The organism is Halorubrum vacuolatum, from assembly GCF_900188065.1.
Lineage (GTDB): Archaea > Halobacteriota > Halobacteria > Halobacteriales > Haloferacaceae > Halorubrum > Halorubrum vacuolatum.
Window position 1 is genome coordinate 1 of record NZ_FZNQ01000021.1, and the last position, 26,675, is coordinate 26,675.

23 protein-coding genes and 9 pseudogenes are annotated in these 26,675 nt (G+C 54.8%); 16 read left to right on the top strand and 16 right to left on the bottom strand.

All coding sequences use genetic code 11. From position 1 onward, the window contains the following. A partial coding sequence (locus tag CHB65_RS14055) for an integrase core domain-containing protein (RefSeq protein ID WP_143420432.1) occupies nt 1-220 on the top strand: 220 nt, incomplete at its 5' end. Here the strand turns inward: CHB65_RS14055 and CHB65_RS17010 are convergent. The 4 genes and pseudogenes from CHB65_RS17010 to CHB65_RS14065 all read right to left on the bottom strand — a co-directional run. Then, complete coding sequence (locus tag CHB65_RS17010) at nt 217-804, bottom strand: hypothetical protein (RefSeq protein ID WP_143420433.1); 588 nt, start codon at nt 802-804, stop codon at nt 217-219. The genes CHB65_RS14055 and CHB65_RS17010 overlap by 4 nt on opposite strands. A 57-nt stretch (nt 805-861) precedes the next feature. Further along, nucleotides 862-1,107, bottom strand: coding sequence for a hypothetical protein (locus CHB65_RS17815; RefSeq protein WP_143420434.1), 246 nt, complete (start codon nt 1,105-1,107; stop codon nt 862-864). Between the two features lie 42 nt (nt 1,108-1,149). After that, nucleotides 1,150-1,794: pseudogene (locus tag CHB65_RS14060) on the bottom strand (UvrD-helicase domain-containing protein); the annotation flags it as partial. Continuing rightward, a pseudogene (locus tag CHB65_RS14065) lies at nt 1,787-3,352 on the bottom strand (PD-(D/E)XK nuclease family protein); the annotation flags it as partial. The pseudogenes CHB65_RS14065 and CHB65_RS14060, both read right to left, overlap by 8 nt. Here CHB65_RS14065 and CHB65_RS14070 point away from each other — a divergent pair. Further along, nucleotides 3,353-3,817, top strand: a pseudogene (locus tag CHB65_RS14070) (IS66 family transposase); the annotation flags it as partial. 126 nt (nt 3,818-3,943) lie between these two features. On the opposite strand, the gene CHB65_RS14075 reads toward CHB65_RS14070, so the two are convergent. Beyond that, the gene (locus CHB65_RS14075; RefSeq protein ID WP_089385689.1) at nt 3,944-5,086 is read right to left on the bottom strand and encodes a glycosyltransferase; all 1,143 of its coding nucleotides are present in this window, start codon (nt 5,084-5,086) and stop codon (nt 3,944-3,946) included. A 282-nt stretch (nt 5,087-5,368) separates the two neighbouring features. On the opposite strand from CHB65_RS14075, the gene CHB65_RS14080 reads away from it, so the two are divergent. After that, entirely contained in the window at nt 5,369-5,845 is a 477-nt protein-coding gene (locus CHB65_RS14080; protein WP_179213674.1) for a VOC family protein, read from the top strand. A 9-nt stretch (nt 5,846-5,854) separates the two neighbouring features. On the opposite strand, the gene CHB65_RS14085 is transcribed toward CHB65_RS14080, so the two are convergent. Beyond that, nucleotides 5,855-6,607: an SDR family NAD(P)-dependent oxidoreductase gene (locus CHB65_RS14085; RefSeq protein ID WP_089385691.1), complete on the bottom strand. Its 753-nt coding sequence runs from the start codon at nt 6,605-6,607 to the stop codon at nt 5,855-5,857. A gap of 172 nt (nt 6,608-6,779) precedes the next feature. Between CHB65_RS14085 and CHB65_RS14090 the strand changes: the two are divergent. The 3 pseudogenes from CHB65_RS14090 to CHB65_RS17020 all read left to right on the top strand — a co-directional run. Then, nucleotides 6,780-7,091 (top strand): annotated as a pseudogene (locus CHB65_RS14090) (transposase); the annotation flags it as partial. Nucleotides 7,092-7,136: 45 nt separating this feature from the next. Then, nucleotides 7,137-8,230: pseudogene (locus CHB65_RS14095) on the top strand (IS630 family transposase). Then, nucleotides 8,231-8,377: pseudogene (locus CHB65_RS17020) on the top strand (IS1595 family transposase); the annotation flags it as partial. 74 nt (nt 8,378-8,451) lie between these two features. Here the strand turns inward: CHB65_RS17020 and CHB65_RS14100 are convergent. Further along, nucleotides 8,452-9,282 (bottom strand): IS5 family transposase, encoded by an 831-nt coding sequence (locus CHB65_RS14100; protein WP_089385692.1) that lies wholly within the window; start codon nt 9,280-9,282, stop codon nt 8,452-8,454. A 107-nt stretch (nt 9,283-9,389) separates the two neighbouring features. On the opposite strand from CHB65_RS14100, the gene CHB65_RS14105 reads away from it, so the two are divergent. Next, nucleotides 9,390-10,151, top strand: coding sequence for an SDR family NAD(P)-dependent oxidoreductase (locus tag CHB65_RS14105; RefSeq protein ID WP_089385693.1), 762 nt, complete (start codon nt 9,390-9,392; stop codon nt 10,149-10,151). Nucleotides 10,152-10,311: 160 nt separating this feature from the next. On the opposite strand, the gene CHB65_RS14110 is transcribed toward CHB65_RS14105, so the two are convergent. The 5 genes and pseudogenes from CHB65_RS14110 to CHB65_RS17820 all read right to left on the bottom strand — a co-directional run bounded on the left by CHB65_RS14110 (nt 10,312) and on the right by CHB65_RS17820 (nt 14,894). Beyond that, the gene (locus CHB65_RS14110) at nt 10,312-11,577 is read right to left on the bottom strand and encodes a 5'-nucleotidase C-terminal domain-containing protein (RefSeq protein WP_143420435.1); all 1,266 of its coding nucleotides are present in this window, start codon (nt 11,575-11,577) and stop codon (nt 10,312-10,314) included. 262 nt (nt 11,578-11,839) lie between these two features. After that, a complete protein-coding gene (gene gfo6, locus CHB65_RS14115; RefSeq protein WP_089385695.1) occupies nt 11,840-12,907 on the bottom strand; it encodes a D-xylose 1-dehydrogenase Gfo6 in 1,068 nt (355 codons plus the stop codon). Between the two features lie 102 nt (nt 12,908-13,009). After that, the gene (locus tag CHB65_RS14120) at nt 13,010-13,876 is read right to left on the bottom strand and encodes an MTAP family purine nucleoside phosphorylase (protein WP_089385696.1); all 867 of its coding nucleotides are present in this window, start codon (nt 13,874-13,876) and stop codon (nt 13,010-13,012) included. A 257-nt stretch (nt 13,877-14,133) separates the two neighbouring features. After that, nucleotides 14,134-14,760, bottom strand: a pseudogene (locus CHB65_RS14125) (transposase); the annotation flags it as partial. After that, nucleotides 14,742-14,894, bottom strand: coding sequence for a hypothetical protein (locus tag CHB65_RS17820; RefSeq protein ID WP_245809992.1), 153 nt, complete (start codon nt 14,892-14,894; stop codon nt 14,742-14,744). The gene CHB65_RS17820 and the pseudogene CHB65_RS14125, both read right to left, overlap by 19 nt. Before the next feature lie 474 nt (nt 14,895-15,368). On the opposite strand from CHB65_RS17820, the gene CHB65_RS14130 reads away from it, so the two are divergent. Further along, complete coding sequence (locus tag CHB65_RS14130; protein WP_179213675.1) at nt 15,369-16,298, top strand: glycosyltransferase; 930 nt, start codon at nt 15,369-15,371, stop codon at nt 16,296-16,298. 394 nt (nt 16,299-16,692) lie between these two features. On the opposite strand, the gene CHB65_RS14135 is transcribed toward CHB65_RS14130, so the two are convergent. Next, nucleotides 16,693-17,184 carry a hypothetical protein gene (locus CHB65_RS14135; protein ID WP_089385698.1) on the bottom strand — a complete coding sequence of 164 codons (492 nt, stop codon included), beginning with the start codon at nt 17,182-17,184 and terminating at the stop codon, nt 16,693-16,695. A 45-nt stretch (nt 17,185-17,229) separates the two neighbouring features. Between CHB65_RS14135 and CHB65_RS14140 the strand changes: the two are divergent. Further along, nucleotides 17,230-17,708: pseudogene (locus CHB65_RS14140) on the top strand (IS630 family transposase); the annotation flags it as partial. Nucleotides 17,709-17,775: 67 nt separating this feature from the next. Then, nucleotides 17,776-17,901, top strand: a complete 126-nt coding sequence (locus CHB65_RS17925; RefSeq protein ID WP_281251572.1) for a hypothetical protein — start codon at nt 17,776-17,778, stop codon at nt 17,899-17,901. A 58-nt stretch (nt 17,902-17,959) separates the two neighbouring features. Here the strand turns inward: CHB65_RS17925 and CHB65_RS14145 are convergent. Beyond that, nucleotides 17,960-19,007: pseudogene (locus tag CHB65_RS14145) on the bottom strand (IS630 family transposase). 404 nt (nt 19,008-19,411) lie between these two features. On the opposite strand from CHB65_RS14145, the gene CHB65_RS14150 reads away from it, so the two are divergent. The 4 genes from CHB65_RS14150 (at nt 19,412) to CHB65_RS14165 (ending at nt 23,012) form a co-directional block, all read left to right on the top strand. Beyond that, on the top strand, nt 19,412-20,470 hold the full coding sequence (locus CHB65_RS14150; protein ID WP_089385699.1) for a bifunctional UDP-4-keto-pentose/UDP-xylose synthase: 1,059 nt from the start codon (nt 19,412-19,414) through the stop codon (nt 20,468-20,470). A 218-nt stretch (nt 20,471-20,688) separates the two neighbouring features. Next, nucleotides 20,689-21,228 (top strand): hypothetical protein, encoded by a 540-nt coding sequence (locus tag CHB65_RS14155; protein WP_089385700.1) that lies wholly within the window; start codon nt 20,689-20,691, stop codon nt 21,226-21,228. Next, a complete protein-coding gene (locus CHB65_RS14160; RefSeq protein WP_089385701.1) occupies nt 21,228-21,647 on the top strand; it encodes an alkaline phosphatase family protein in 420 nt (139 codons plus the stop codon). Before CHB65_RS14155 ends, CHB65_RS14160 begins: the two co-directional genes overlap by 1 nt. A gap of 702 nt (nt 21,648-22,349) precedes the next feature. Further along, the gene (locus CHB65_RS14165; protein WP_089385702.1) at nt 22,350-23,012 is read left to right on the top strand and encodes a transaldolase family protein; all 663 of its coding nucleotides are present in this window, start codon (nt 22,350-22,352) and stop codon (nt 23,010-23,012) included. A 262-nt stretch (nt 23,013-23,274) separates the two neighbouring features. Here CHB65_RS14165 and CHB65_RS14170 read toward each other — a convergent pair whose 3' ends face one another. Beyond that, a complete protein-coding gene (locus tag CHB65_RS14170; RefSeq protein WP_089385703.1) occupies nt 23,275-24,129 on the bottom strand; it encodes an FkbM family methyltransferase in 855 nt (284 codons plus the stop codon). A gap of 212 nt (nt 24,130-24,341) precedes the next feature. Between CHB65_RS14170 and CHB65_RS14175 the strand changes: the two genes are divergently transcribed. Next, entirely contained in the window at nt 24,342-25,382 is a 1,041-nt protein-coding gene (locus tag CHB65_RS14175; RefSeq protein WP_179213676.1) for a glycosyltransferase family 4 protein, read from the top strand. A 371-nt stretch (nt 25,383-25,753) separates the two neighbouring features. Here the strand turns inward: CHB65_RS14175 and CHB65_RS14180 are convergent, their stop codons facing one another. Further along, nucleotides 25,754-25,990 (bottom strand): hypothetical protein, encoded by a 237-nt coding sequence (locus CHB65_RS14180; RefSeq protein WP_089385705.1) that lies wholly within the window; start codon nt 25,988-25,990, stop codon nt 25,754-25,756. Between the two features lie 164 nt (nt 25,991-26,154). Between CHB65_RS14180 and CHB65_RS18085 the strand changes: the two genes are divergently transcribed. Then, nucleotides 26,155-26,574, top strand: a complete 420-nt coding sequence (locus CHB65_RS18085) for a DUF7509 family protein (RefSeq protein ID WP_089385706.1) — start codon at nt 26,155-26,157, stop codon at nt 26,572-26,574. Nucleotides 26,575-26,675 lie beyond the last annotated feature (101 nt).

The following is a 26,675-nucleotide window of genomic DNA, read 5'->3' on the forward strand; positions in this document are numbered from 1 at the left end:
TCGATTAGGACTCAGCGGTCGGCGTGATTATACCGACCGAAACCTGATCGAAAAGTGGTTTCAGACACTCAAAATGAGGATCGACCGCTTCCATAACTCATGGGTCGGCAGTCGGTCGAGCGCGCGCCGCTGGTGTTTACAATTCGTACATTACTACAACCGACAGCGACCACATCAAGCACTAGATCAGCGAACACCCGCTGAGGTGCTAGCTAACTAGACAGTGCCGTCTGACCGATGCCCCGGACCAGATAATGATTCGATAGTACCGAGCTCCGATAAACTATCCCCAATTACTACCGTCGTCCCGAGTGATTCGTGAAACCGGGAGTCAATTTGTTTTCTGTGATCGCTGGACATCGTGAGAAATGCAATCGTTAGACTGTCTTCGACAGCAGCACTGGCCGTTAGAATATCAGCAGATATTGAGTCGTCACCAAGATCTCCTGTAATAAAACAACAGTCGATGTCAATTCCCACATCAGCGAGTTTCTCAGGATCATCAACCCAGATGTCAATCTGATCTGATTCCTCCGACTGAGGGGTCTCATCGGAGTGAACCGCGACGGTTGTTACCAGCGTCTCAAGAGCACGTTCTTCTGAGACCGTTACTGGTTGAGTGTTCTGTGATTCTGTATGAGGAGCGTCTTTATGCAGGTTTAGTCTCGATTTAACGCGGTCAATTCCACGCGCTCCACATCCCACGTAGAGAAACTTCGGCGGTCCGAATATGTCGTTGGAAACAGACTTGGAGTTTTCAATTTCGGCGGCCTTCATCATCGCCGACTCAATGAGATCCTTCATGGGGGCTCAGGGTCCAAGTCGATCCAAGTTCTGACGAGAAAAATTACGTTCTGCATACTAACAGTTCGGACAGACCTGTACGGTCATGCCGCTGAGACGGAGCTTCCACTCGAGTTCAGTACCACAGTCGGTACAGCAACTTGCTTCCTGTTTGTTTTCCTCTCCACTACGTGTGCTCGATATTGATTCCATTGGATCGTCATCGTCGTCCGGGACAAGGATCTCTGAGCATCCGTTTTGGTCATTCTCCGAGCGATCCGTTCCCTTTGCGCAGTCGCAGTTCACCCCGACCATGTCGTGCATACCGTTCATATATTACTTCAGTAACAAAAACCTAAGTCAGACATTCCCGGTATTGACGCCACAAACGACCTCCCAGCAGATATCCACGTAGTCGTCGACCTCGGCCTCACGCCACTCCTCAAGGACGGCCTCGCTCTGGGGCCGTTCGTCGAGTAGTCCAGCGAGTACATCGACCAACTGGTCGCGACCCCAGAGCTGTCCGAGGAGCGCAACATCGTCATCGTCCTGGTTTCGTTCGAGGAACTCCGTCACGACTTCGCGTTGGAGTGTCGCGGCGCCGTCTTCGTCGAGTACGTCGAAGCCGAGCGGGACCGGAGCCTCGACGGCTCGTTCTCGCAAGAGCCGGGTACAGAAGGCGTGAATCGTATGGACGTAGCCGTCTTCCAGGTCATCGAGGACGTTTCGCCAGCGGTGGTAGGCCTCTGGTGAGTCAACAGCCTCGAGACGGTCGTACACCTCCTCCCGAACGCGCTCGGTCAGTTCGGCAGCGGCCTTTCGCGTGAAGGTGATCGTGACGATATTTTCCGGGGTGAGCGACGGATTGTCGGCCAGTATCGTCACGTACCGTTCGGTAAGCGTCGTCGTCTTCCCCGTCCCGGCGCCGGCAGTGATCGCGACATTCCGGCCCTGAACGAGCGCATCCTCCTGTTCCTCCGTGAGTTGTATCTCCTCGGAGGCATCAGTCATCGCTCATCACCGCCTCGATGTCCTCGTCGTCACGAACACGGAGCGGAACGTACGCGGTGTCGTCCTCGTGAACCTTGTCGACGAACTCCCGCTTGCGGTGGTGACGGACATCGCACGCCCGACTGTAGTCACAGTATCGGCAGTTGGCACCACGAGCGGACAGGAGCGTCGTATGGAACCGTCCGTTGGCGATCGCCTCGTCGATTTGGCCCAACCACTCCGGAACGACATCGTTCAGGAAGCGACGGAGTTCAACCTCGGAATCGAACTTCGACTCGACACCGCGTGGAACCTTGAGATCGTTGGGCGGTCGTACCTGATAGTACGTCGCCGAGAGCGAGCCCTCCTCGAACAGATCACCGTCGACGACCTCGGCGGTAGCAAGCAGATAGATGGGGAGCTGGAACTTCGTGCCGCCAGTCGTCTTCGTAATATACGGTGCCCGTCCAGTCTTGTAGTCGTAGAGCGTAAGCGTCGGTTGTTCGCCACCCTGGCTCACGTCAACGCGGTCGATGTATCCCCGAATCGAGACAGTCGAGCCGTCCGGTCGCTCCACCGTGAACGGACCACCATCCGAGTCGGGAAGCCCCTCACCGAACGGGGCCTCGAACAAGTGTGGTCGGTCAGCGCCGTCCCGCGAGAGTTTGTTGTCGAGGAAGGTAGCGAACAACCCCTGTTCCGGTGCGTCGTGAGGTTTGCTCCCGGCCTCGTACGGAGCACTCTCGCCGTCACACAGGCCCGCGAACAGCTCCGCCTTCCACCGCTCGTAGAACAGGCCGTCGTACTCGAAGTCAGCATCCCGGAGTTCCTCAACGGCGATCTCGCGAAGGTGCGTCGCCAGGTCGTCTCGGTCGAACTCGGTGAGATCGGCACCGTCTTCGGTTTCGTCCTGTAGATCCGCGAAGAACCGTTCAAGCACGTCGTGGACGTACGATCCAGTTTCGAGGGGCGTAGGGACGACCTCGACGTCGTCAGGATCCTCGATTCCGAGCACTTCGTCAGCGTAGAACTTGAACCCACACTCGACGTATCGCTCGATGCGACTCGCACTGTAGGGTTCCCGCTCTGACGGCGGATAGACTTGCGCGACGGTCTCGGGATCCAACACGCCGTCGTGGTCGGAGAGGCCAGCCGTTCCCCTGTTGGCCGCACAGCGGATTCCCCGATCCGTGCGATTGGTCTGCTCGGGGGAGAGATCACCTCGGTCGCCGGCGCGGCTGACTGCCGCACGCCGGTCGGCCGTTGCAGCGACGTGCCGCTGGAGGTCTTCGCGAGAGCCCACGCGGTCGTCGAGCCCGTCTTGGGGTTCGATGCCAGTCACGCGCTGGAGTTCGTCGAGGACCGGCGACCGGACGACGGCGGACTCGTCGTCGCCCGTCTCTGGTGTGATGATCGTGAGTTCGTCGACGTTCGCGAGTAGCGTCGCGAAGAGATAGCGGCCACGGAGTCGCTCGTCGCCGGTGTCGAACCGTGGGTGGGCGTCGGTCATCTCCTCGAAGAAGGCTGGGCGTTCCGGCGTTACCGGGAAGTGCTCGCTCGTCAGCCCCACGAGGACCACGACGAGGCTGAGCCGATCTACCGGTATCTCAAGCAGATGTTCGTCGGTCTCCAGTCCTGGCTGGAGACCGACCCGACGGATCGAGAACGAGCCCAGATGCATCGTGTCGCCCAGAGAGGGCTCGAAACGCTCGTTGAACGGTCAGACACCGACGGACCAGTGGCAACACTGCTCGGCAAGATCGACGGCGGGATCGACCACGGGCTCACCTTCGTCGGTGAGCCAGCGGTCTCACCAACGAACAACGCCGCCGAGAACGCACTTCGTGAACCGGTCGTTCTCCGGAAAATCATCGGTACGCTCCGCAATGATCGCGGAATGTTCGTTCACGAAACGTTGCTGTCCCTGCTGGCGACGTGGCGCCAGCAGGGACGCAACTCCTACGATGAACTCAAGCGAGTCGTCGAAAACAACGAGATGACTTCACCCGCTCAGGCTGTGCCTGCCGTCGAGCCTTCGGGGTAAACACGTACGACTCGTTCACAGATGGCTGTCACTGACAGAAGAGGCCGGCTGGGAGCGAGATCATCGTGTCTGCCACAACATGTGCGGGTAGTCAGACTGCCGGTCGTACTGGCCAGGGAGACCGAATCACGAATCAGCCGCAACGGTACTGGCCAGAAACGACTCGAGCTTTGCCGCCGTTTCGTCGTATTCCTGAAGAGACGAGATTTCATCTCGAGCTTTGGCCACGGATTCGCGATAGAAGTCGTCGTTAGTCAGGAGTTCCTTTGCAAGCTTCGTCGCTCGACGAATGTCATATGGTTCGATACTTAGTTCTGGCCAGCAGCGCTGTTGGAGATAATCATATTTGTTTCCAATAACAGGCACACCGACACCGGCGAATTCAGCCGACACGCGGCCAGCAGTTGCCCGGTTAGTGAGTTGGATTGCGAGGTCGAACGAGGAGAGATATTCATAATACCCCTCTTCGATGAAGCCCACTGTTGACACGTGTTCAAGGGTATTGTAGTCCGCTACCATCCGTTGATGATGATCTTTAACGCCGATGATCTCACCCTCCAGTCCAAAGCCGGCATCTCGAAGTGCATCCAGTAACAATATACTCGTGTAGAAATTTGAATGGTCGATGTTCCAGGAGGTAATTCCTAGACACACTTTATCCTCCGAGCTAGTTCGTGGTGAGACATCCTGAAAGTGGCCTTCCGGGACGTGGAACGGCAAAAATATCACATTGTCGTTGAACGTCTCTGCGTACTGTTTGTACTGTCGATTCGAGACGATATACCCGTCGACAGAGCGGAGTACTTCACGGTGGCATAGTTGAAGTTTGGGTGAGTACATCGTTACATCCTGGAACCCACCCTCCATTATACCGATTATCGACAATTCCGGGCACGTTTCGAGGAGATGTTTAATATAGAAGTTATAGAAGAAGTGATGTGAGATAACTAATACATCGTAGTCACGTATATCTACTATCTCCCCATCAAACAGCTTGGCATCGAACGAGAACTCCGCTTCATCACTGACACAAAATGCCTCATGGTACATCGAACTAACCTGGGGATAGGCACCATAGAACTCGTCTTCGAGTCCGTCGCTGAATTTGTCTCCTTTGGCAAACTGGAGGGGGGTATTTTCTACCGTCAGTGGAACGCCAACGTCAGCATCCAACATATCAAAATATAGAGTGTTGTCGAATGTGCCTGTTCCCGAGTCGGTATCAGTTTTCCATTCAGTATCGAGGTATAGGAACAAAACGCTCGACATACGAATCAGGTTACCATCAGACATTGTAAACATTCCGGTCGGACTATGCTATATGAATGTGTATTTGTGCCGAGTTTGTTGACAAGACTGGAATTCTATGGACTCGACGGGTGTACCTCGGCAGTTTATCAACGCACGCACTGCCACGAACGTACCCCCGAGCGGGGTTCTCCGACATCACAACGGCCTGGAATAACACCTGGAGTCGAACAATTTCGATCCGATATGTCACTCTCAATTCAGTACCCCGGATTTATTACAGGTGGAACTCACGTTATGTCGATGCCAACGAAGTCCGTCCCTCGAGCGATAACACACGTCGGTCTCACGGTATCGGACATCACCAAAGCGATCAACTGGTATCAAGAGGTTTTTGGATTTCAGTTGTTAAACGAACCGTACACGATTGACAGCGACGATGCCACATTCGAGCACGATATATTCGGAGAGTTCGACCGGATGACCATGGCCCATCTGGGAACCGGGAACCAGGTTGGGTTGGAACTTTTCGAGTTCGAGACGAGTGACGGGATGACGGAGACGGATTTCACAAGCCCGGGACTCAACCACTTCTGTGTGATTGACCCGGACATCGAAGAGATGATAAATACGATCGAAGAGAACGGTGGGATGCAACACTCACCGATCGAACGACCTTTCGATGATCGGCCGTACCAATTTGCGTTCTGTCGTGACCCGTGGGACAACCATATAGAGATATACACTCATAGTTACGAACAATTCATGGCTCCCCAGTGACGCGGAGGCTTAAATTGCCGTAAATCCCCCATCGACCGGGTAAACCCCTCCAGTGACAAAGGAAGCTTCGTCAGAACACAGCCAAGCGACGACATCTGCTATTTCACCTGGTTTCCCCAATCGTCCGAGAGGGACCGAATCGAGATAGCGTTCGAGCTGCTCTGTTGTGGTGTTGGCTTGCTGCAGCGGTGTGTCTGTCGCGCCGGGACAGATAGCATTGACGCGAATCCCGTCTGAAGCATATCTCGTCGCTGCCACGCGGGTGAGACCGATGACACCGTGTTTACTGGCCACGTATGGTGCATTGCCAGCACCTGTGAGCCCAGCAATCGACGACGTGTTGACAATTGCTCCCCCGTCGTTTTCCGCCATGAGTTCCAGTTCGTACTTCATACAGAGCCAGATACCTTTCAGATTCGTATCTATAACTCTGTCCCACTCTTTTGTCTCCTGCTCGGTCATCGACTCACCGTTCCCCTCTATTCCAGCATTGTTATGAGCAATATCGATAGTACCATACATCCTATTGGTTTCGCGAACCATGTTTTCGACGGACTCTTCCCGTCGGACGTCCGTCTCTATTGCGCTACCGGTCCCCCCACTTGATTCAATCCGGTCGACAGTCTCTCTCGCGTTTTCGATATCGATGTCCGCAACAGTAACATTTGCCCCGCCCCGTGCGAAACGTAGAGCTGTTTCGCGACCAATGCCCGAGCCTGCACCGGTCACAACCACGGTTTTATTAGTAAAGTCAAATGGCATAATCCCCCTGTCGCGTTCTGAGTATTTAAAACCGGCTTGAACTGGTAGTGACGGCCTGCAGTGTCTGTAGATTCCAACTCGACAAACAGGCCGTCAGAAGATGTGACGAACGCCAGCAGTATCAATGCTGACGAAATCGTCGCCGACGAAGTGTACTCGCTGCTCGACGCGGTCGCGCTCTCGCGGCCTCTCTCGACGCGGGCGCGGAACGTATGATCAAGACAAACCGCCCGTGTTCGTCCTCGTGGATCGTGGCACCGAGCAACGGTACGTTGTGCCGGCGAAATCCGCAGACGAATCGACGATCCGGCTCCTGCTGGCTGACCGCCAGCAGGAGCCTCTCACGGTCTATACGGACGGATTTTGCGCGTACGATCCGCTTACAGAAGACAAAACATTCGACCGCGAATACGTCGTTCACGGAGACGGTGAGTACGCCGACGAGACGGTCCACGTGAACACCTGCGAGAGCCACGCGTCGCTGTAATGACCGAGAAAACCTTTGTTGGTCACGCTCAACCACAACGTAATGAGTGGAAATCGTCGAAAAGAAATCACGTATCATCTTCCAGAAGAGAGAATCGATGAACTCCTCCGCGAAGCTGAAGACGATCGCCGAAAAGAGCGGCTCGGCTTTCTGAAAAACCTTTACTACGGTGATACGATCGCAGAAGCTGCCGACCGTGAAGGCCGGTCGGCAGCGACCGGGAGACGCTGGGTAGAAGCCTGGAACGAGGGTGGACTTGAGGGATTAATGCCGAGTTTCGGGGGCGGCGGCCCCCGAAACTCGACGAAGACGAACAACAAGAGCTGGTGGAGATGCTTCGGGACGGCCAACCGTGGAAATCACAGGAGATTCAGCATCTCCTCAAAGAGGAGTTCGATGTCGAATATCATCCGGATTACCTCGGGAAATTTCTCCGTGAACTGGGCTTGTCCTACGCAAAACCCCGTCCGAAGCGGCCACATCGACCGGAGAATCCTGAGGAAATTCTTGACGAGCGCGTCGGCGACGCGCTCGACGAGGATGGCGGCCCTCACAACAGAGAGAAAGGAGATGACAAAGAAGGATGGACTGTTGACGACGATGTCTGTACGGATGGCGGAACTGTTCTGGGGTTTTTCGATGCCTCACAACCGCAACCGTACGACAATTCCCGCCGTGTCTGGTACGTAGACGATCCACACGTGGAACGGCCGTTAGTCAAGACAGAGGACTCGGCGGTTGGATTCTACGCACTGAATGGGGAGAGTACAGTTCGCTGGAAAAAAACCGAGGAGAAAGAGCGGATTTGTGAGGTGTTAGAGGTGGTCCGCGAGCAGAATCCCGGCAAGCGGATTCTGCTCGTCTTGGACAAGCACGGCTCACACGTCTGTGAATACACGCGCAAGCGTGCGCATCAACTTGGCATCAGTCTCATCTTCCTTCCGTCAGGATCGCCGCATCTCAACCCAATCGAACAGGTCTGGAAATACCTCAAGTGGACGATGGCACCGATCATCGTCGAGGACGAAGACGAGTTCCACGAACTCGTCAAGGATGTTTTCGAGCAAGTGACACAGCGAATCAGTTTTGCCAAAGACTGGTGTCAGAAGTTCCTCGATCTACAGAAGTTTCCTTGATCATTAGCGCGACGGTGGCTCTCGCCGCATCGAGGCATCTCAAAAGATCGCCTCACACAGTATCTCCGAGCGTTCCAACTCAGACGAGAACTCTACCGCAAACCCGGACGAAAAGCGCTCAAACACGCCGTCAAAGCCACTCTCTGAAATCAACAATATGCTACACAAGAGCGGTCGAACATTTTTAACGGCTGTGTTGAATCGGCATAAGGCGTAGAGATTCACTGTTTGACGAAGCGTTTGATGTTGTAGACGACACACATCAAGGCGATTTCGCGGAACTCACGGAACCAAGAACGAGCTCGCACGGCGAAGCCGAGCGAGCGCTTCACAGCCGAGTTCACGGTCTCGGTCATCGAGCGTTGATTGTAGCGCTGTGTGTCGATTCTAGCATTGTGCGCATGGTCATATGGAGCGAAGATGCGATGTTTGATCAGCGGGCGAATCCCGAGGTTACGAAGGGATTCGCGGAGTGCTTGTTTGTCGTAGCCTTTGTCCGCAGCGAGAGACCGCAGATCGCCCGCATTTCGGCGGGCGATCTGCTCAGCGAGATCTGCGTCGCTTACTTCTCGGGTGGTTGAGCAGTGCACGTCAAGGACAGCTTGGGACGCTGTATCGACTAATTTCGTCACTTTGAGCTTTTGAACACGGTAGCTGATCCGCTGGCAGTAGTGGCGGCTGGCTGGTGAGCGGTCGTAGAACGTAGCGTCGATGGCAGCATGTTCGGAGAGTTCGTGCAGCTGCGCCGACTGGCGCAGCAGCACTCGACAGACACTCATGCTGATCCGGTCGAATGCCTTACACAACGTGGATGGTGCGGGGAGATCGGCCGCTTTGAGGCCGATCTCTCCAGTTATTTGTGGCATCTCTTTGAGCAGGTCGATAGTCATGCGATAGGATGTATCGAGGTAAATTCGCAGACAATGAAGGGAAACGAGGGCATAGTCGGCGAATCCGCCGCCACCTTCCGGGGCGGCGGATTCGTCTCCATCACCAGTGACTCTTTGAGCAACCGGCACAACTTCCCCAATGAAGCGGGAGATTTGGGTCATGAACAACTGAAGTCTCCCGCTTCAATACCTTTGATTTAGCGACCTGTTCTGCTGCCGTCTAGCGATTCAACGCAGCCTTTTTAACCCATGGAATTCAGTGTGGTGTCGTGAAAGTAGATATAGAAGACCGAGTGGCCCTGGTCACAGGTGCAGGTCGCGGGAACGGACGAGCAATTGCTCGTTCTCTCGCGAGAAACGGTGCCAAGGTCGTAGTCAACGACCTGGATGAAGAGCCCGCCGAGGAGACAGTCGATACAATACGGAACGAAGGGGGAACAGCAGTAGCGGCACCGGCGGACATCTCCGACGAAAACGCCGTCAAAGCCATCGTCGAAGAGGCCGAGAACAAGTTCGGCACAATTGACATATTAGTGAACAATGCAGGCGCCGGTGCTGCACAACCATTTATTGACGAACGGGAGAACGCCCTCTGGCGATTCAATATCGAAACAGATCTCTGGGGATCTATCTACTGCATCAAACACGTGATGGACGGGATGATAGAGCAGAACTACGGAAAGATAATAAATACTACATCTATTCATACGAAGAACGGTGTCGCCGGCACCCCCCAATACGACGTTGGCAAGTTCAGCGTGCTTGGCCTGACGAAAAGCCTCGCACTGGAACTCGGTCGTGCTGGAATTCGAGTCAACGCAGTAGCACCCGGCCACACGAAAACTCGGATGACCGAGGATTTTCCACCGGACCTCGAGGAGGAAGTTACCGGGAGGAATCCGCTGGGTCGATTCGGAGAATCAGAAGAGATCGCCGATGCAGTCACGTTCCTCGCTTCACCCGCAAGCGATTACGTCAACGGTCACGAACTCCGAGTCGATGGAGGACAACAACCCGTCGATATGCTGTAGGAGATCGATATCGTCGTTCGACATCTCTGACGGATCGAAATCAATTTGCAACTCCTGAAGGGGATTACGGCACGAGGTCGTTTTAACTCGCTCCGGTGAACTGGACCCAGCACCTGGAACGGCATTCTCGGTATGCGCAGAACCCTCGCTGCGGGAGCACCTAGCTACCGCCAGTGAGATAGTTCACGATACACTCATGCTGGGGCCCAATGGTCTCGACGAGATGATTCTCGTCCACCGGACCAAAGGTCCTGTTCGATTCGATAACGAACGCGAGTGTTGCAATCGTATACGTCCCGTCCTCCTCGACGGGGTCATCGTCGATGTGAACAGTAGACCCCTCGCTGGTCTCATCGATCGTCAGACCGGAATAGGCGATGTTCTCGCTCTCGTCTCCGGAGGACATCGAGTTATCCACTACCTCGAGGAGTTCTCTACCGGACACCTCTACCACGACGGCAGGTTGGGGGAACGGAATTGCTCTCAAGATCTCCCCACTGGTCATACGACTGTGTAACTGGGGTTCGTCGCGCACGGCATCCCTGTTAATCAGTCCGATATCTGCTCCAGATTCGTGGCGGAGTGCCTCCGCAACGACGGAGTCGAACATCCGATTTTCGATATCGATAGGTGCATCTGTGCAGTCGATAGACGCGTCCATCTTCCGCTCGTCCTCGTATGAACGGAGTGACGCGACGGCTTGCTCGTCGACAGGAGCGGCCTGGACTGGATGGTGGGTGACAGAAAAACGGGACCCATCTATCGAAATTTCGACAATCTCTTTCGCTGACCCAATGGTTCGTACAATGAGTGTGCCGTCGACGCGGCGTTCGAGCCGTTCGTTGACGTGACCGGCCAACAGAACGTCGATGTCCGCCTCGGAAACGATTTCGTCTGTTCGGTCGGTGTGAGCAACACCGACGACCACGTCGACGCCATCATTGCGGAGTTGTTTGCTGATACGGCAGGCGGTCGCAACGGGACCGGAAGTGGTGAGACCGTCTGCATTTGGCGCAATGTCCCCTATCGAGCCGTGAGTAACACCGAAGATACCGATTTTGGTGTCCCCGACATGATAGGTGACAGATGATTCGACACCGATGTCTGCCGCAAAACGATGTTCCGTCCCTGCCTCGTGAAGGTTGGCCGTGACCCACGTTTGCGGTGAGGCCCGGATCACCTCTTTCAACGGTTCGAGACCAAAGTCGAACTCGTGGTTGCCAAATACTTCGATATCGGTTCCCACTCTCTCGTAGAAGTCTACGGCATGTCTCCCCGCTGTCTGTGTAGAGAGCAGACTGGGTCCGATCGAGTCACCCCCACCGATTACAAGAGTTTCCTCATCGGAGAGTACCTGCGCGAGACCACAGAACCGACCGATCCGATCCGGATCGTCGTACCCATCTTCGATATCCGAGTAGAACAACAGAGAGACCACGGATGTTCGCAGTTGTGGCTCCGCTAGGTCGTTAATCTCACGGTTGAGATAATTGACGCCAGGCCGAAAGAAATGCTGATCTCATCTTGTAGAGCGACGGAAGCACCTCGAGGGGGCAACGTTCCGTAGACGGGCATACAGCAGTAGAGACACCACTTCTTTGATATTTGGGAAGAGCGCTCGACTATGACGCCTACGTCGTTACGGAGTTTTGGCGTCGTTCCTCGAACGCGACTGCTGCTGGGACGGCCTAGATTTCGACCCTCCGACCCTGCTCGATCGAATCGTAGATAGCTTCGAGGGTGTACATGTCGACCAGCCCATGCCTTCCGTCGGGGCCGATACTCCGACCTGAAAGTACGTGGTCAGCAAAATACTCGAACTCCTCGACCATCTCGTTGATCCATTCGAAGCTCGTCGACGTTTCTGTACCACCTCGCTGTATCGTCAGTTCAGTCTCCAGATGGAAGGCTGGGGACAGTTCGACCGTTCCTTTGGTACCGACGACCGTCAAATGGCTCTCCGAATAGGCGTTCTGGCTAGAAGTAAACGCCGACTGGATACCGTCCTCGAATTCGACCAAAAAAGAACAGCGTTCGTCGGGTACATCCTGAAACACGTCCGTAGGCGAAACTGCGGAGGCCTGCACGAACCGGGGGTCCCGTTCCAGTAAAAATCGAGTCGTATTCACCGGATAAATACCGATGTCAGAGACCGAGACTCCATACCCTACCAGGTCCGGGTTCAACCGCCACTGATCAGCATCCGGAAAGTCCTCGAGCAATTGAACTGAGTTGTTCCCGTAAACGTGAACCGGATCACCGATCAGCCCATCCCGAATGAGTTCCCGAGCTCGACGTACCGCCGGATCAACCTGCATCCGATAGGCGACCATCAGAGGAACGTCATGGCGGTCACAGACGCCAACAAGTTCCTCGGCCCGGGATGTCGTCGCTTCCAGAGGTTTTTCACAGAGTACGGCTTTCTGATTCCGGGCTGCTGTCTGTACATATTCGAGATGGGTTCCATTTGGTGTTACGACATATACAGAATCGTATACGCTGTTCGCAACGCCGTCCGAATACTCCTCGTAGTTCAGGACGTGATCGATTCCATATTCCCTAGCGACCTCCTGGCCCGCGTGCTCGTTGCTCGTGACGACTGTAGTGAGTTCACAGTGGGCCGCTTCGGAGATGGCTGGAAGCGCATGATTTAGGGCCCAGTTTCCCAATCCAACCACTGCTACGTCCAATGTACCTTCCGGATCCGATTGCCAGTCGCGTTTCGTAAAGTCCTCAAAATAGGCAGCGATTTCCATACACGGCATGAGTGTCTAGGCGTAAAAAATTCTTGCACCCCCGACGTTGCTCTGGAACTTACTGATCTCGGCCGGCCCGTCGTCTTCGCGAGTCCCGACCGGTCACAGGTTCCTGTATTCCCACTCCTCGTGTTCATCGCTTTTAGCTATCTCTGCATGTCCACGACAATTTGAACAGCGACTCGTCGACATCGCTTCGATGGTGTCGATGATGATTTGTGTACAGTCCCTGGCTCGTTCATCTAGTGTCTTATCGACTGCCGTAACACTCGTCGTCGGTCTATCGTATTTGGTTTGATCTTCCCGTGGATCCGTGATTAGAGCGAAGTTGGCGTAACACATCTCCAGTTCTCGTGCCAGCGTAACTTCCGGATATGTCGACATCCCCATGATATCTCCACCGTGCGCTGCGAACATCTCCGCTTCAGCGACCGTTGCGAACCTGGGCCCCTCTACTATCACGAGAACGACATCATCGTGGCACTCGAAACCGTTTTTCTCCGCCCGTTCAGTTAACGTGTTTGATATGTCTGGGCAGAAGGGGACGTGAGAACTAAAATGCCGAGACGGGGCCTCGTCAAAGAAGGTGTCATTTCGGTTGGTCGTATCGTCGATGTAGTCCGCTGGGACTGCTATGTCACCGAACGAGAGCGACTCGTTGATTGCTCCGTTTGCGGTGGCACTGATTATTCGATTCACCCCCAGTCGGTGGAACGCAAACAGGTTCGCTCGATAATTAATCGAATGTGCAGGTATGTACCGCCCCTCCCCATGTCGTGATATAAATGCAACATTTTTGGACCCCAGTTCTCCCACAACGACGGGATGAGAGGGTTCGCCGTAGGGTGTTTCGACCACAATCTGTTCCTCTATATCGATACTTCTACTGATGCCGTAGCCACCCGTTATCCCGATCTCGATCTCGGCATCCGGAGACTCGCTCATCGGTAGCTGACGTGTCTCTGTCATTCCTTCCTGTTGTCGTATGCTGAGTATATAAATTCGGTGGCAACTCAACGGGTCGAGGTCAGGTAGCGGATACAGCGCTCACCGACCGAGTGTCAGTGCCCGAAATCGAGCGCCTCAGTGGCGGAACCCCTGAGAACGACCCAGCGGTGCAGGGCGCTTGCAGACGCCCTGCTGGGCGAGTTGGCAGCACAGCCGCGGTATGTCACTGAAATAATGTTGGAAATTACATTTCATATGGGGGTGGGATAGAATCAATCTCATAGTGCCAAGTTCGGACTGCTCGGATCACCTCCTCGTTCATAATTCGTAATCGCCACGACGAGTCGAAGGCACAGCGATAAAAACACGTGTGCCTTCGCCATCTCGCGGTCTCGGGCAGGAACGTGCCCGAGACCGCCCTCCATGCAGACGTTGATTGCGTTTTCTACTTGCGACCTCAGTGCATAGGTCTCGTCCAGTTGTGTCTGCCACACACCGATATTCTCGAAGTGTTCTTCGATTCGTGATTCGACCCTGTACTCGATATCGAGTGGATCGTTCGTGTTGCGTGGGTTGTATGGAGCCACCGGCACGACGTTCTGCGAGAGCAGAAGGTCGTGTCAGTTCAGGATATCGAACGCTGAATCACCAATCATCCAGATCGGCTTCTTGACGGCGAGCGCGTCACGCGTGACGCGCATCGCCGTCTCTTCATCGACTTGCTTTTGGTCTGTGAACGCCGCTGCGACCGGGATGTTGTGAGCAGTTGTGACCAACGTACAGCCGTAGCCGAAGTACTTCTCGTCAGCTGTTGGATCGTGATTCCACGTCCCATCAGAGTCATCTCGAAAGGGCGTCCGTATATCGGTTGAATCGATCCGGAATGTTAGGGAGAGCAGGCCGCGCTATCGGGGGCGAAAACGTCGAACTCTTCGAAAAACGACGGATCAAGATACTCGGCCAATGCTGTGATCTCCGTCTCCAAGACATTGAAGACGTCCTCAACCGTATCTATCGATGACAGGGCTTGTGTGGACATGGCATCTCACTAGCCCTGTCGCTTATCCTGAGAAGCTTTCTATCCCACCCCCTTTCATATAGTTAACTGGCAGTGTCACGTCGCGGCCCCAATCTGGTAGACGCCCTCGAAGTCACGCCGACCGCGATGATGACAACGGTGCAAGTGGCCAGAGACCAGAACGCAGTTTACATCAACGGCCACGACTCCGTGTGGTACGGCGATTGTGACGCCACCACCAGTGAGAGGCGCTACCCCCTGCGCGTCCTAGTCACAGCGAAATGGGCAATCTTGACGGTCGTCTGGGGATACGACGCCAGACATCGTCGTTATCAAAACGTACCAACCATGCACATTCTATATTACCGAAACGTGTCTTGAACCAGTCGACGGCTACCACGATGCACACCAACCATATCGGTGCTGGGTCGCTTGGTAATGTTCGACAACCCACCCCTCGGAACATTTAAAAGCTATACGTATAACAAATCGTCTATGTCTCGTGCCTTCGATGGCAGATTTCCGCTCTCCGTGGTCATTGCGACGTACGAGAGACCAGCAATGACAGTTGATCTGATTCAATCAATACGAACGTCTGTCAGTAATTTTCGTACTCGGGACGGTGTTTCCCTCGAATTCGAGTGTCTAGTGTGCTGCAGCAAGAACGACGAGACGACGATCGAGACCCTGGAGACTGTAGACTGGCCGGAGCTGAAGGTCATCACAACTGATAATCAAGCTGCAAGCCACAACCGCGACGTAGGATTCCGCCGTGCTTCTGGAGCCTATATCGCGGTAGTCGATTCCGACTGTATCGTCGCTGATGACTGGATCGGTGCGATCTACGATGCACTCCGTACCAACAAGTATCCCGATGTCCTGCAAGGAGCGTACTTCTACGACTATCAAGAAGAGCGGAGCCGCTACACCGTCATCGAAGCCAACGAGGATTTCTCCCGGTTCAAGGACAGGCAGGCGGATAGCCGAAATCTCATATTCCACCGAGACGCCTATTCTGGAATCGGGGGGTACGACACCGACCATCTGTACGCAGATGCAGGAGAGGACCTGGTCCTGCGTAACCGTGTAGAAAATGCGGGATACAGATTCTGCTTCGCAGAACAGGTCAAAGTCTATCACCGGTACCCGACCGGTCTCGTCGGGAACCTCAAGAGATACAATCGATACGGCCGGGGAGCAGTCCACATAAAATGGTACTATCCAGAGATGTACGGGAGGTATTCCCCCTGGTCTTTCACGTCTTCGACACTAAAGCAGATGCGGTCTTTCATCATAGACCAGACAGTCTCTACGCGCAAACTCCTGTTCCGAATCCTGAAAACCTGTTCCTTCCTGATCGGATTCCTCCAAGGGCTCGTAGTGTATAGATTGGAAGCGGCCCGAACTTCGAACGGGCTATCGTAACGGCCGTGGTCGATCTACGACGTTCATCTGGTCCCCTGTACGAGTCAGGACGTCGAACCCCAGGGCGTTCAATCTGGCTTAGTACTCCCGCATCTCGAGAACGGATAGTATCGACGACGCCCGCCGACCCGGACCATTATATTCGAATAATTATACGATAAAGTATACGCAATGATATATCCCCCGGCCCTTCCAACTCAAGTGTGATTTTGGGCGAGGCAGGGAGATCACTGTCACACTTTCGTAATGAAACTGGTCTTCAGCAGCTAACGTGTCTTCAACAATTCAAAAGCAATCTGGTTTGTCTTGTATTCCACTTCGACTGCATAGATATATTCTGCCACAGCCAGCGCTGCCGCTCCGCAGGAGCGGCCAGCGCGGCCTTTCTCTTCCCCTAACCAGCCTCCAGATCACGCCACCACAGGTACCGACGCTTCGGTTCCGTGAACAGCGATTTCATTTGCTCGCTCTCCAACTTCGGAAACAACTCACGACCCACCGAAAGCGACCAGTTCCGCGACACCAGCCCGTTCTTCAGCGTCCGAACGCGCATCTGCGTGTGCAGAAACGACCGCGCGCGCTCCTTTGATCGAAACCGACGCTCGATTTGCGTCGGTTTCGTGTGCCCGTAGTACCGCTCGAGGTTGTTCGTGGTACTCGGCACCCACTCGTCCCGGAGATGCAACGCGAACCGATCAAAGTTCTGCTGTACCTCCTCGACGTATCCACGCACCTCTGTCGGCAGCTGCTCGACCTTGTCGAGCACTGCCTCAAACCGCCGAACTGCTCCCTCATAGGACGGAGCCGCAAACACCTGCTTGAACTCACTCCAGACGAGCGCTCCCCGGAGCTTCTCCGAGTCAGAGTACCGAACGCTCCGGAACACTAATGACCGAGAAAACCTTTGTCGGTCATGCTCAACCACAACGTAATGAGTGGGGATCGTCGAAAAGAAGTCACGTATCATCTTCCAGAAGAGAGAATCGATGAACTCCTCCGCGAAGCTGAAGACGATCGCCGAAAAGAGCGGCTCAGCTTTCTGAAAAACCTTTACTACGGTGATACGATCGCAGAAGCTGCCGACCGTGAAGGCCGGTCGGCAGCGACCGGGAGACGCTGGGTAGAAGCCTGGAACGAGGGTGGACTTGAGGGATTAATGCCGAGTTTCGGGGGCGGCGGCCCCCGAAACTCGACGAAGACGAACAACAAGAGCTGGTGGAGATGCTTCGGGACGGCCAACCGTGGAAATCACAGGAGATTCAGCATCTCCTCAAAGAGGAGTTCGATGTCGAATATCATCCGGACTATCTCGGGAAGTTCCTTCGTGAGTTGGGCTTGTCCTACGCAAAACCCCGTCCGAAGCGTCCACATCGACCGGAGAATCCAGAGGAAATTCTCGACGAGCGCATCCGACGATCTCCCCTGTGGCGTCGGTGATCCAGTCATGGATTCGTTGATCCGATGGACGCGTCCCGTAGTGAATGGTGATGATGTCTTGGATGGCTTCGAGGGACGCGTCGGTGAACACGTTCACGACGCGTCCGAGGCGACGGACTGGTCGTGGATAGCGGTGACCATCGTCGATTTCCGGGAGACTCGGTGAGAACGAGCCGGGGCAGTTCGGACACTGATAGCGCTGCACCCGCACGGAGCTAGAGTGATCAGCGTAACTTCTGAATATCCGGGAGGAACGTCTCGATCCAAGCAGCTGCGAAGCTCAGTCGCTGACTCAACCGGAGGAATCTCTGCGTGAGAAACTCGCGGAAGTGAGTTTTGTCCTCGAAGATCTCTGGTGAGGTCTCTCGCTTGAGATCTTTCCACAGCGGTTCAATTGCGTTCAGTGTCGGTGAATACGGTGGGATGAAGACGAACTCGATGCCGAGTTCGTCGGCCCGTTGCTGCGTGAGCTTCGCGTGGTGTGACCCGTAGTTGTCTGCCACGAGCAGAATCCGCGGGGCCGGATTCTGCTCGCGGATCTCTTCGAGCGCCTCAACGATCGTCTCTTTGACCAACCGTTCTGTGAACGTGATCACGCTCTGGCCAGTCAACGCGTAGAAGCCAATTGACCGCCACGGCACTGCTACTAACGGCTTCTCTATCTGGACGGTGCGGTCGTACGACCACATCCGTTGGGAGTTCTCGAACGGCTGCGGCCACGATTCATCGAAAAAATCCGAGGATCACCGGGTCATCCTCGTCACTTTCGTCGTCATCTTCGCCGAGCGCCTGAGAGAGGCGCTCGGCGAGGATCTCCTCAGCATCATCTGGACTGCGTGGATCCATCGGCCGTGGCTTGGCATAATGCATCCCGCTAGCGCGTAGCTTCCGGCTCAAATGAGCCGGATCGTAGGTAACACCGTAGCGGTCGTGGATGAGTGCGTGGATTGCTCGTGGTGTCCACGGCTGACCCTCCTCAAGGATCTCACACAGGTCGGAGAACTGTTCGTCCGAGAGTTTCGGGGGGCGACCGCCCCCGAAACTCGGTCGTAACCCATCGACACCGCCATCATTCCAAGCGTGCGCCCACCGACTACTGTTGGCTTGAGAAACACCGACGCGACTGGCGGCTTCCTGCAACACATCACCTGCGTAGAGATTCTTCACAAAACAGAGACGGCGGACGAGCGGGGCCTCGTCCGCCTTCTGTGCCTCATCAAGTTCCTCTTCAGAGAGATGTTCCACCACCTCGACCCGTCGACGTCCACTCATGGACACTATAGGTTCTGTGAGTATCCATACTTTGCGCAGACCACTCACGCCCGTGCGGGTGCCGCGTGTATCTCCCGTTCTTCCAGAGGTCGGTTCTGCTACACTCAGGACACCGTGGGTGTGAGAACTCGAGAACCGGAACTTCATCAGGAGACGGCTCGATACGTTCAAACGGTGCGGTGGTTAGGGTGTGCACAGCTCAACTATCGCACCATCTTCTAAAGAACCTGAACTGTCGCGTCGCTTCCGCCAGCGACGCGACGGCTTCTGATCGAATCTCTCACTCAACGGGGAGAACAAGCCGAGACCAAATCACATTCCGGATGGAAGTGCTTATCACATTCCGGATGGAAGTGCTTATCCCCCCATAAATTTTTAAAGGTTTAACGTGTACGTGACCGTACATGTCACAGGTTGTGGTGTTTGGGGGCGGAGGATTCATTGGATCCCACCTCTGTCGTCGATTGGTCAAGAAACACGATGTAGAGATAATTGATATAGATTTAGAGAAGGTGGAGGGGTTGAGAGAGAACGAACGGACGACGTTCCACGAACTGGACATCCGAGACGCAGCGGCCAAAGAGTACTCCAGGGGATTGATAGAAGAGGCCGACATCGTGATCGATCTAATCGCGTATGCAAATCCCCAGCAGTACGTCGACATCCCGGTCGATGTCGTTCACCTGAACTACGACACGAACCTCGAGATCGTCGAAGTGTGCGCCGAAACTGACACTCGCCTGATTCAGTTCTCTACGTGTGAAGTCTACGGAAAGGTTGGGGCACGAACAGGGGAAGATGTCGAGTTCGATGAAGATACCTCGGATCTCGTAATGGGTCCCGTCGATAAGCATCGCTGGATTTACGCCACGGCCAAGCAACTTCTAGAACGGATGGTTCATGCTCATGGTCTAGAGAACGACCTCGATTGGACAATCGTAAGGCCATTCAACGTTATCGGCCCACAGATGGACTATATCGTCGAAGATCCAGGCGAAGGGACTCCGCGGGTGTTTGCGTCGTTCATGTCTTCTCTTCTTTATAACCATCCAATGCACCTCATTGACGGGGGACAGAATCGCCGGGCTTTTACCCACATCCTAGATGCCGTCAATGGCCTCGAAGCCATTATCGAGAACTATCACGAGTTCAATCGCGAGATCGTGAACGTCGGGAACCCCTCGAATGAAGTGACTATTGCGGAATTAGCCAATCGGATGCGCGCAGTCTATCAGGACCTGAGCCCGGACGGCAGCCTCCCAGAAACGGTAGAGATCTCGGGGACCGAGTTTTACGGAGAAGGATACGAAGACGGAGAGCGACGTGTTCCGAACATCTCGAAACTCACATCAGTGGGCTGGGAGCCAGAATATGACCTAGATGACACTCTTCGTGACGGTATCTCCTATTACGTCGATATTCATGAGCGCCCAGGGACCACCCCCGATCCTTCATTCGAGTAACCGGATACAGCCTATCCAGCTACACTGGAACTGACACGTCTCTTTCCAGGATGGAACGAATCGCATTGCTGGCCCGGTCGACCGTCGATACTGAAGGTCGCCGAGAAATAGCGGACATTCTGCCCAGAACCATCCGATCACGCTGTCCTGATAGCGCTCGAAACTACTAGCATGGTGTGTAAATTGGATTTTATACTATCCGGATACGAAATGGCGATATGGAGGCTACTGGGCCGAACCCACCCAACCTATACATCAAGATTAATGATTCGCTCCGCTACGACTACGGAAGGGAGTTTTTCAGTGGGCTAGAAGGCACCTTCGCGAAAGGGATAGCTCACGGAAACTGCTCGCCGGAAAGCATACCCACTATCTATACGGGCGTGACTCCTGATGAGCATGGCGTCACTGGATTTTACGAGTCTCCCGTGCAGACGCCGACGATCTTCGACTTACCACGAGTACTCCCGGAGTACTCTATCGCCTATTTCGACCATCCTCAGGATCCGATCGTCCGGTTGCTCGACGGACCACCAATCAAGAAGTTGACCGATATAGAACCGCCGTTCATCTACATCGAACGCGACCTCGCGACGCATGTTCCCTACGGCACTTCGTGGAATCGTATATTGGCCGAGCGCGAACTCACCGGAGATGCGTCCCTGAACATCGGTGTCGGAGCAGAGAACACGACACGCGGGATTACAACATCGGGACCGATGCACAGTGGGACTCCGCGCACGAATACACGAACCTGATGCAAGAGGGAGAAGTCGACTTCTTCGACGACTACGAGCGAGGCTGTCGGAGGGCACGAGAACGTTTCACTGACCAGATGGCATTTCTGGAAGACCGGGGCTGGTTGGAGGACACGTTCGTGGTCTCGACGGCCGACCATGGTGAGGTGTTCGGCCATCACGACGGTCGCCCCGACCACTGGAATCACACCGTCGATTGTACGGAGGTGGTCGAAGTACCAGTTCTCTTTTATGGCAGAGATGTCGACATCGACTCACCAGTACACCTGGAGGACCTGCTCGAGCTCTGGTGGCCACACTGGTCAACTATTCGGGATGGACGCCTGGAAGCAGAAAGAAAAACAGACACTACGGAGATGACAGTAGAGGACAAAGAGAGGACAGAAGACCGACTGCGGCAACTTGGCTATCTGGAGTGAGACGACTCGTTCCTACAGTCATCCGGTGACAAGTACCACCGGGATTCACTACATCGTTGCTCCGGACGGTCTGTTCGACACCCCCGACCTCGCCACCGAAGATACTTCGACACCCCCGACCTCGCCACCGAAGATACCCCGGCGGTCCTCCTCGCCAGGAGGTGCGATGTCCTATCGGTCGTCGAGTTTCGTGAGTTCTGTTGGCCCTACGACCTCGGCTGTGGGAGAACGGCAGGCCGAAGACGAACTACCGGTGGTCGCACTGATGGACCATGGCCGTGGACACCGGTAGGCCGTCCCAGTGACATCCGCTGACGAATCGACCGTGCGACGCGCCCCTCGACGGCAGCGACGGGGAGTTCTCACCGTCTTCACGGAGAGATTCCGGACGTGTGAGCGACTGGACGGAGAGTACCAGCGAAAGGGTGGGTTCAGCAGGGTACGCAGACGCTCACGTGAGTACGTGCGAGGGTCACGTGTCGCTGGCGCACCGGTGGCTCTCGCCACAGCGGGACGTCTCGAAGGACGAGCGGACGATGTCTTCCCGGAGTACGTAACCTTCGTCGCCGGCGCCGACGGACGCGGGGTCCAGAAGTGCACAACGTACGAATTCTGATTTACAGCCGACAATGGCGTCCCAAACGCGATACGAGAACGCCGACCGGCGGTGGACTTATGTACGTGACGGAAATGAATCCACCCATGCAAATCTTCGCTGACACAGCGGACGTAGAGGCAATCCGCGAAGCACACGAATGGGGGTTCATCGACGGCGTCACGACGAACCCGGCGTTAGTTGCAGAAACGGACCGGTCGTACCGGGATATAGTGACAGATCTTGATGAATTCGTACAGGGACCGATCAACGCACAGGTCGTGGCAACAGACGAAGACGGGATGGTAGAACAGGGGCGAAAGTACGACACCTGGAGCGACAACATTGCAGTCAAGATTCCAGTCACTCAGGAGGGGATCAAGGCTATCGATAGGTTGAGTGATGAGGGAATCAAGACTAATGCAACGTGTCTGTTTTCACCGGTCCAGGCGCTCGTAGCAGCGAAGAATGGCGCATCGTACGTCTCTACTTGGTGGGGTACTGTCAACGACAGCGGCCATGACGGGTACGAGCTAGTGCGAAACACCAGGGAAATTCTGGATCAGTACGGTTATGACACCGAGATTATCGTCGCAAGTGTCCGGGACACTAGACATATCGTGAAATCTGCACGAATCGGTGCAGACATAATCACCGTTCCTCCCTGGGTCTTCGGAATGTTATGGGACAATCCGCTGACGAACCAATCGCTAGATAACATCCTCTCAGAATGGGGGGACCGCGGAGATCCTACAGTGGATCCATCTTGAACAAGTCCCGAGTGATTCACCAGGCCCGCTGTGACGGATGTGTGGACCGGATTCCTCGGCACTATCTAGTCCCCACGTAGTCTCATCCCTCTGATGTCCGGTTCGACGTCTGCGAGTATCGAAGCGCCTATCGAGAAGGCCGCTACAATCGAGAGGGCTCCTCAGTTCGTGCCGAGCGATGTAGCCATGTCGCCCCGCCATCGGTGATACGCTCGGTCTCGACGACGTCGAACCGGTCTTCACTGCCACAGAAAGTGGCCGTCTACCTTCGTAACACGAGTTCGCTAAAGTAGTGGTCTGCTATCTGATCGAGCGAGTCCAAGTGCAACGGTTCGTCTTTCTGTGCTGAAGACACGATCTCGAACCCGTTCTCCTTCAGGAAATCGATGATGAATCTCGTTTGCTCCTCCTCGAGGAATCCAGGATGGATTTCTAGCTGGATAAGGAACGGTTGGTCGAGATTGAAGATATCTTTCGCGCCTCGCAGAACTTCGTATTCGTATCCCTCGACGTCCATCCGTACGACGTTGATGTCCGTCGCGTCGAATCCCGATTCGTCGAGGTAGTCCTCGAGTGGGTGAACGACCATGTTCTTCGTATCGACGGTTTTCTCCCTGTTTTTGTGCGTCTCTTTGAACGAGTGGAGGTTTGAATGGTTGCTCACGTACATCGGTCGTTCCTCCTCGGAGTCACCCACAGCACCGAGGATTGGCAGAACCTGTTGTTCGTACCCGTTCAGCAGTACACTAGACTTCAAGAGAGCAAAGTTCGCTCTATCCGGTTCAATTGCAATTACATTCACGTCATCCTCCAACTTGGCTATGGGTTGGAACGCGTAATACCCGATGTTCGAGCCAATATCGACTACATTGACGTTTTCGACCTCATTCGATACGTCTTCGAGTTGATTCTGGTATGCTCTCGTAGTTATCGGTTCTCTGGTCCCGTGAATCCAGATATCTCGCGAGATGCCGGGATCATTCAAGTCAACGAGCAGTGTGCTCCCTTCGACATCGACAGTCGAATACCGCATCCCGATACTATCGCTATTATTATATATTAGCTCACGAATATCCTCGTGTAGGGTTTCAGTCGAACTTTTTTCGCCCTCAGTCACAGTACGCTACTAGTAAGCGAGTCATAAATAACCATCCATAATTTAAGGGTAGGCAGCGGAGGCCGGTGTTCTTCCCACCTAAATAATGAGTGGACATTTCGTGCACAAGGCCCCGGACAGATGTTAAATAGAGTTACACACGCCAGTTTTATTATTTCGAGACAGGATACGTGAGACACCTATCAGAGATGCGAGTTGCACTCATTACAGCCGTGGACCCTTTCGAGGAAAGCGGCGGTGCAGAACGGACATTGACTAGGTGGCTTTCACATCTTGCCGACAACGGCTATGAAGTCGATGTCCTCACGTACGGTGAAGAGAGTGACGGAACGAGGGTAGGCTGTTCAGTGAAACGCTTGGACGACAAGTGTCCTATCACCTCGATCGACCGGTTCTGCAGAACCGAGGACCTCGACGTCGTGTTGACACAATCGGGGTGGGGTGACATCGCTCTTTGGGCAGCAAATCGCCACGGAATCCACTCGCTCCTCTGTGTGATGAGTGACTTCGATCTGAATCTCAAATCGGGTATCGCCTCGGATGCAGGCCCCACTCGCGCGATTGCTGTTTCAGACGATTATCGGGAGCGAGCAACGGACGTGTACGACTGTTCGGTTCAAACGGTGTATCAACCCATCGACTTCGAATACTACACGGTGCCGGACCTGGCACGGGAAACATACACCCTGATAAATCCGATCAACTACAAAGGAGGGGAACTATTCAAACGATTGGCACAACAGTCGGACGATGAACAGTTTCTCGCGAAGATGGGTTGGTTCCACCAGCGGAACGAGGACCTGACGTTCGACAGGGATATCTACGATATCTACAGTCAGACCGTAAGCGAATACGTTCCTTCCCCCGAGGAACCGGACCTGAGCCCCGTCCCCAATATCGAATTCGTCATAGATGGCGACATTCGGGACATCTATAGACGGACGAAAGTTTTGCTGGTCCCATCACAGTGGGATGAGTCCTTCGGGCGAGTCGTAATTGAGGCAATGCACAACGGCATACCGGTCGTCGCCAGCAATGTTGGGGGTATCCCGGAAGCATGCGGAGATGCCGCAATCCTAGTAGACGATTACGAGTCAGTCGACGCCTGGGAGGAGCATCTGAACACGCTGGAAGATCGAGACACCTATGAGGAATACGTCCGGAAGAGCAGGGCCCGAGCAGACCGCTATAGGGAACGACAGCCAGGCGAGATTCGCGCCTTCGAATCGGAAGTGAACAAGCTAATCGAGTGACGCCCATAGCCGAATCCACGAACTCATCTGGTCTGTTCGCGTGCTCGGTGAAGACTCTCGGAATAACGCCAGCGGGCCAGGCCTGGGCGACAGACTGATAGACGATTGCATGGATAAACCCGAAGAGGAAAAGTCCCAGGATAATCGGTAGTGGATCGGCATACACCTTCGGTAGCGGTTCTAGTTCAGTCCAGACGGCGATTAGCTTCGAACTCTGGATGGATCAAGGAGAATACCACCGCCGTTCCAACCAAATCCCACGACACGAAAGGTGAGAATCATAACAAGATTCAAACTGAGACCTCCTGCAAGCCCGGTGAGCAGTATTCTACGGGTTCTCTGTGAGGCCAAACTCATATTCTGAGAGACTTTCACCAGACGTACCCGTTGACTGTAGCCACTGCGAGTCCGAATGGAATCATCACTCCAGAGGCTAACGCGATGGGTTGGCCGGTGACGACTGTGAGAGCACCACCGACGACGACACCGCCCGGCATTGCGCCGGCGAGAAAAACCGCAATCGAAACCGGTAGCGCCTCAGTCCGCCAGGCCGCTATCCCAATGAAGATGTTCCCGATAGCGAGAACGAACAATCCAGCGAAGAACACGAGTGGAATCCGGTTCGATATCGAGGCGGGAAGGAATCCACTCGGGAAGATGCTTCCGGGCAATAAAAGGAGTACGCTCTTCTGTAGCGGATTGTTGGTGAGTTAGAGCAGTAACTGGAAGTCACAGCGGGCAAGGGTGGCGCGGCCGCGCCACCCGACGAAGTATGATTCCACTCAAGACGTTCGTCTCGGAGCGTCGGGCCGCGAATCTGCTGGCACAGATTCGCTGGCGTGACGGCGTCTATTGCCCACGCTGCCGTACCGAATCGGTGATTCGGTACGGCAGCTATCGGGTGTTTCAACGGTATCTGTGTAAGGATTGCGGACGCACGTTCAACGACAAGACCGTTACGGTCTTCGAACACTCGTCGGTCCCGCTCAGGAAGTGGTATCTCGCCGTCTACACCTATATGATCGCGACCGAACCATCGGTTCGAAGTGCGATGCTTGGCGCCGTCCACGCGCGCTGGGACGCCAGTATCCGGACGTTCACCGATGCCACGGACTGCTGTCGGCTCTGCGCACAGTTCTGTACCCACATTCAGAACGAGGAACTCTACGGATCGCTCGACCGTCTGGACTGATCGGACTCGCGGTCACCCCGGGACGACCTCTTCGCCGGAGCTGCTGCGAGATTCACGATCCTCCAGTCGGTGTGCCACCAGCATCCGTCGTCGCCGTGACC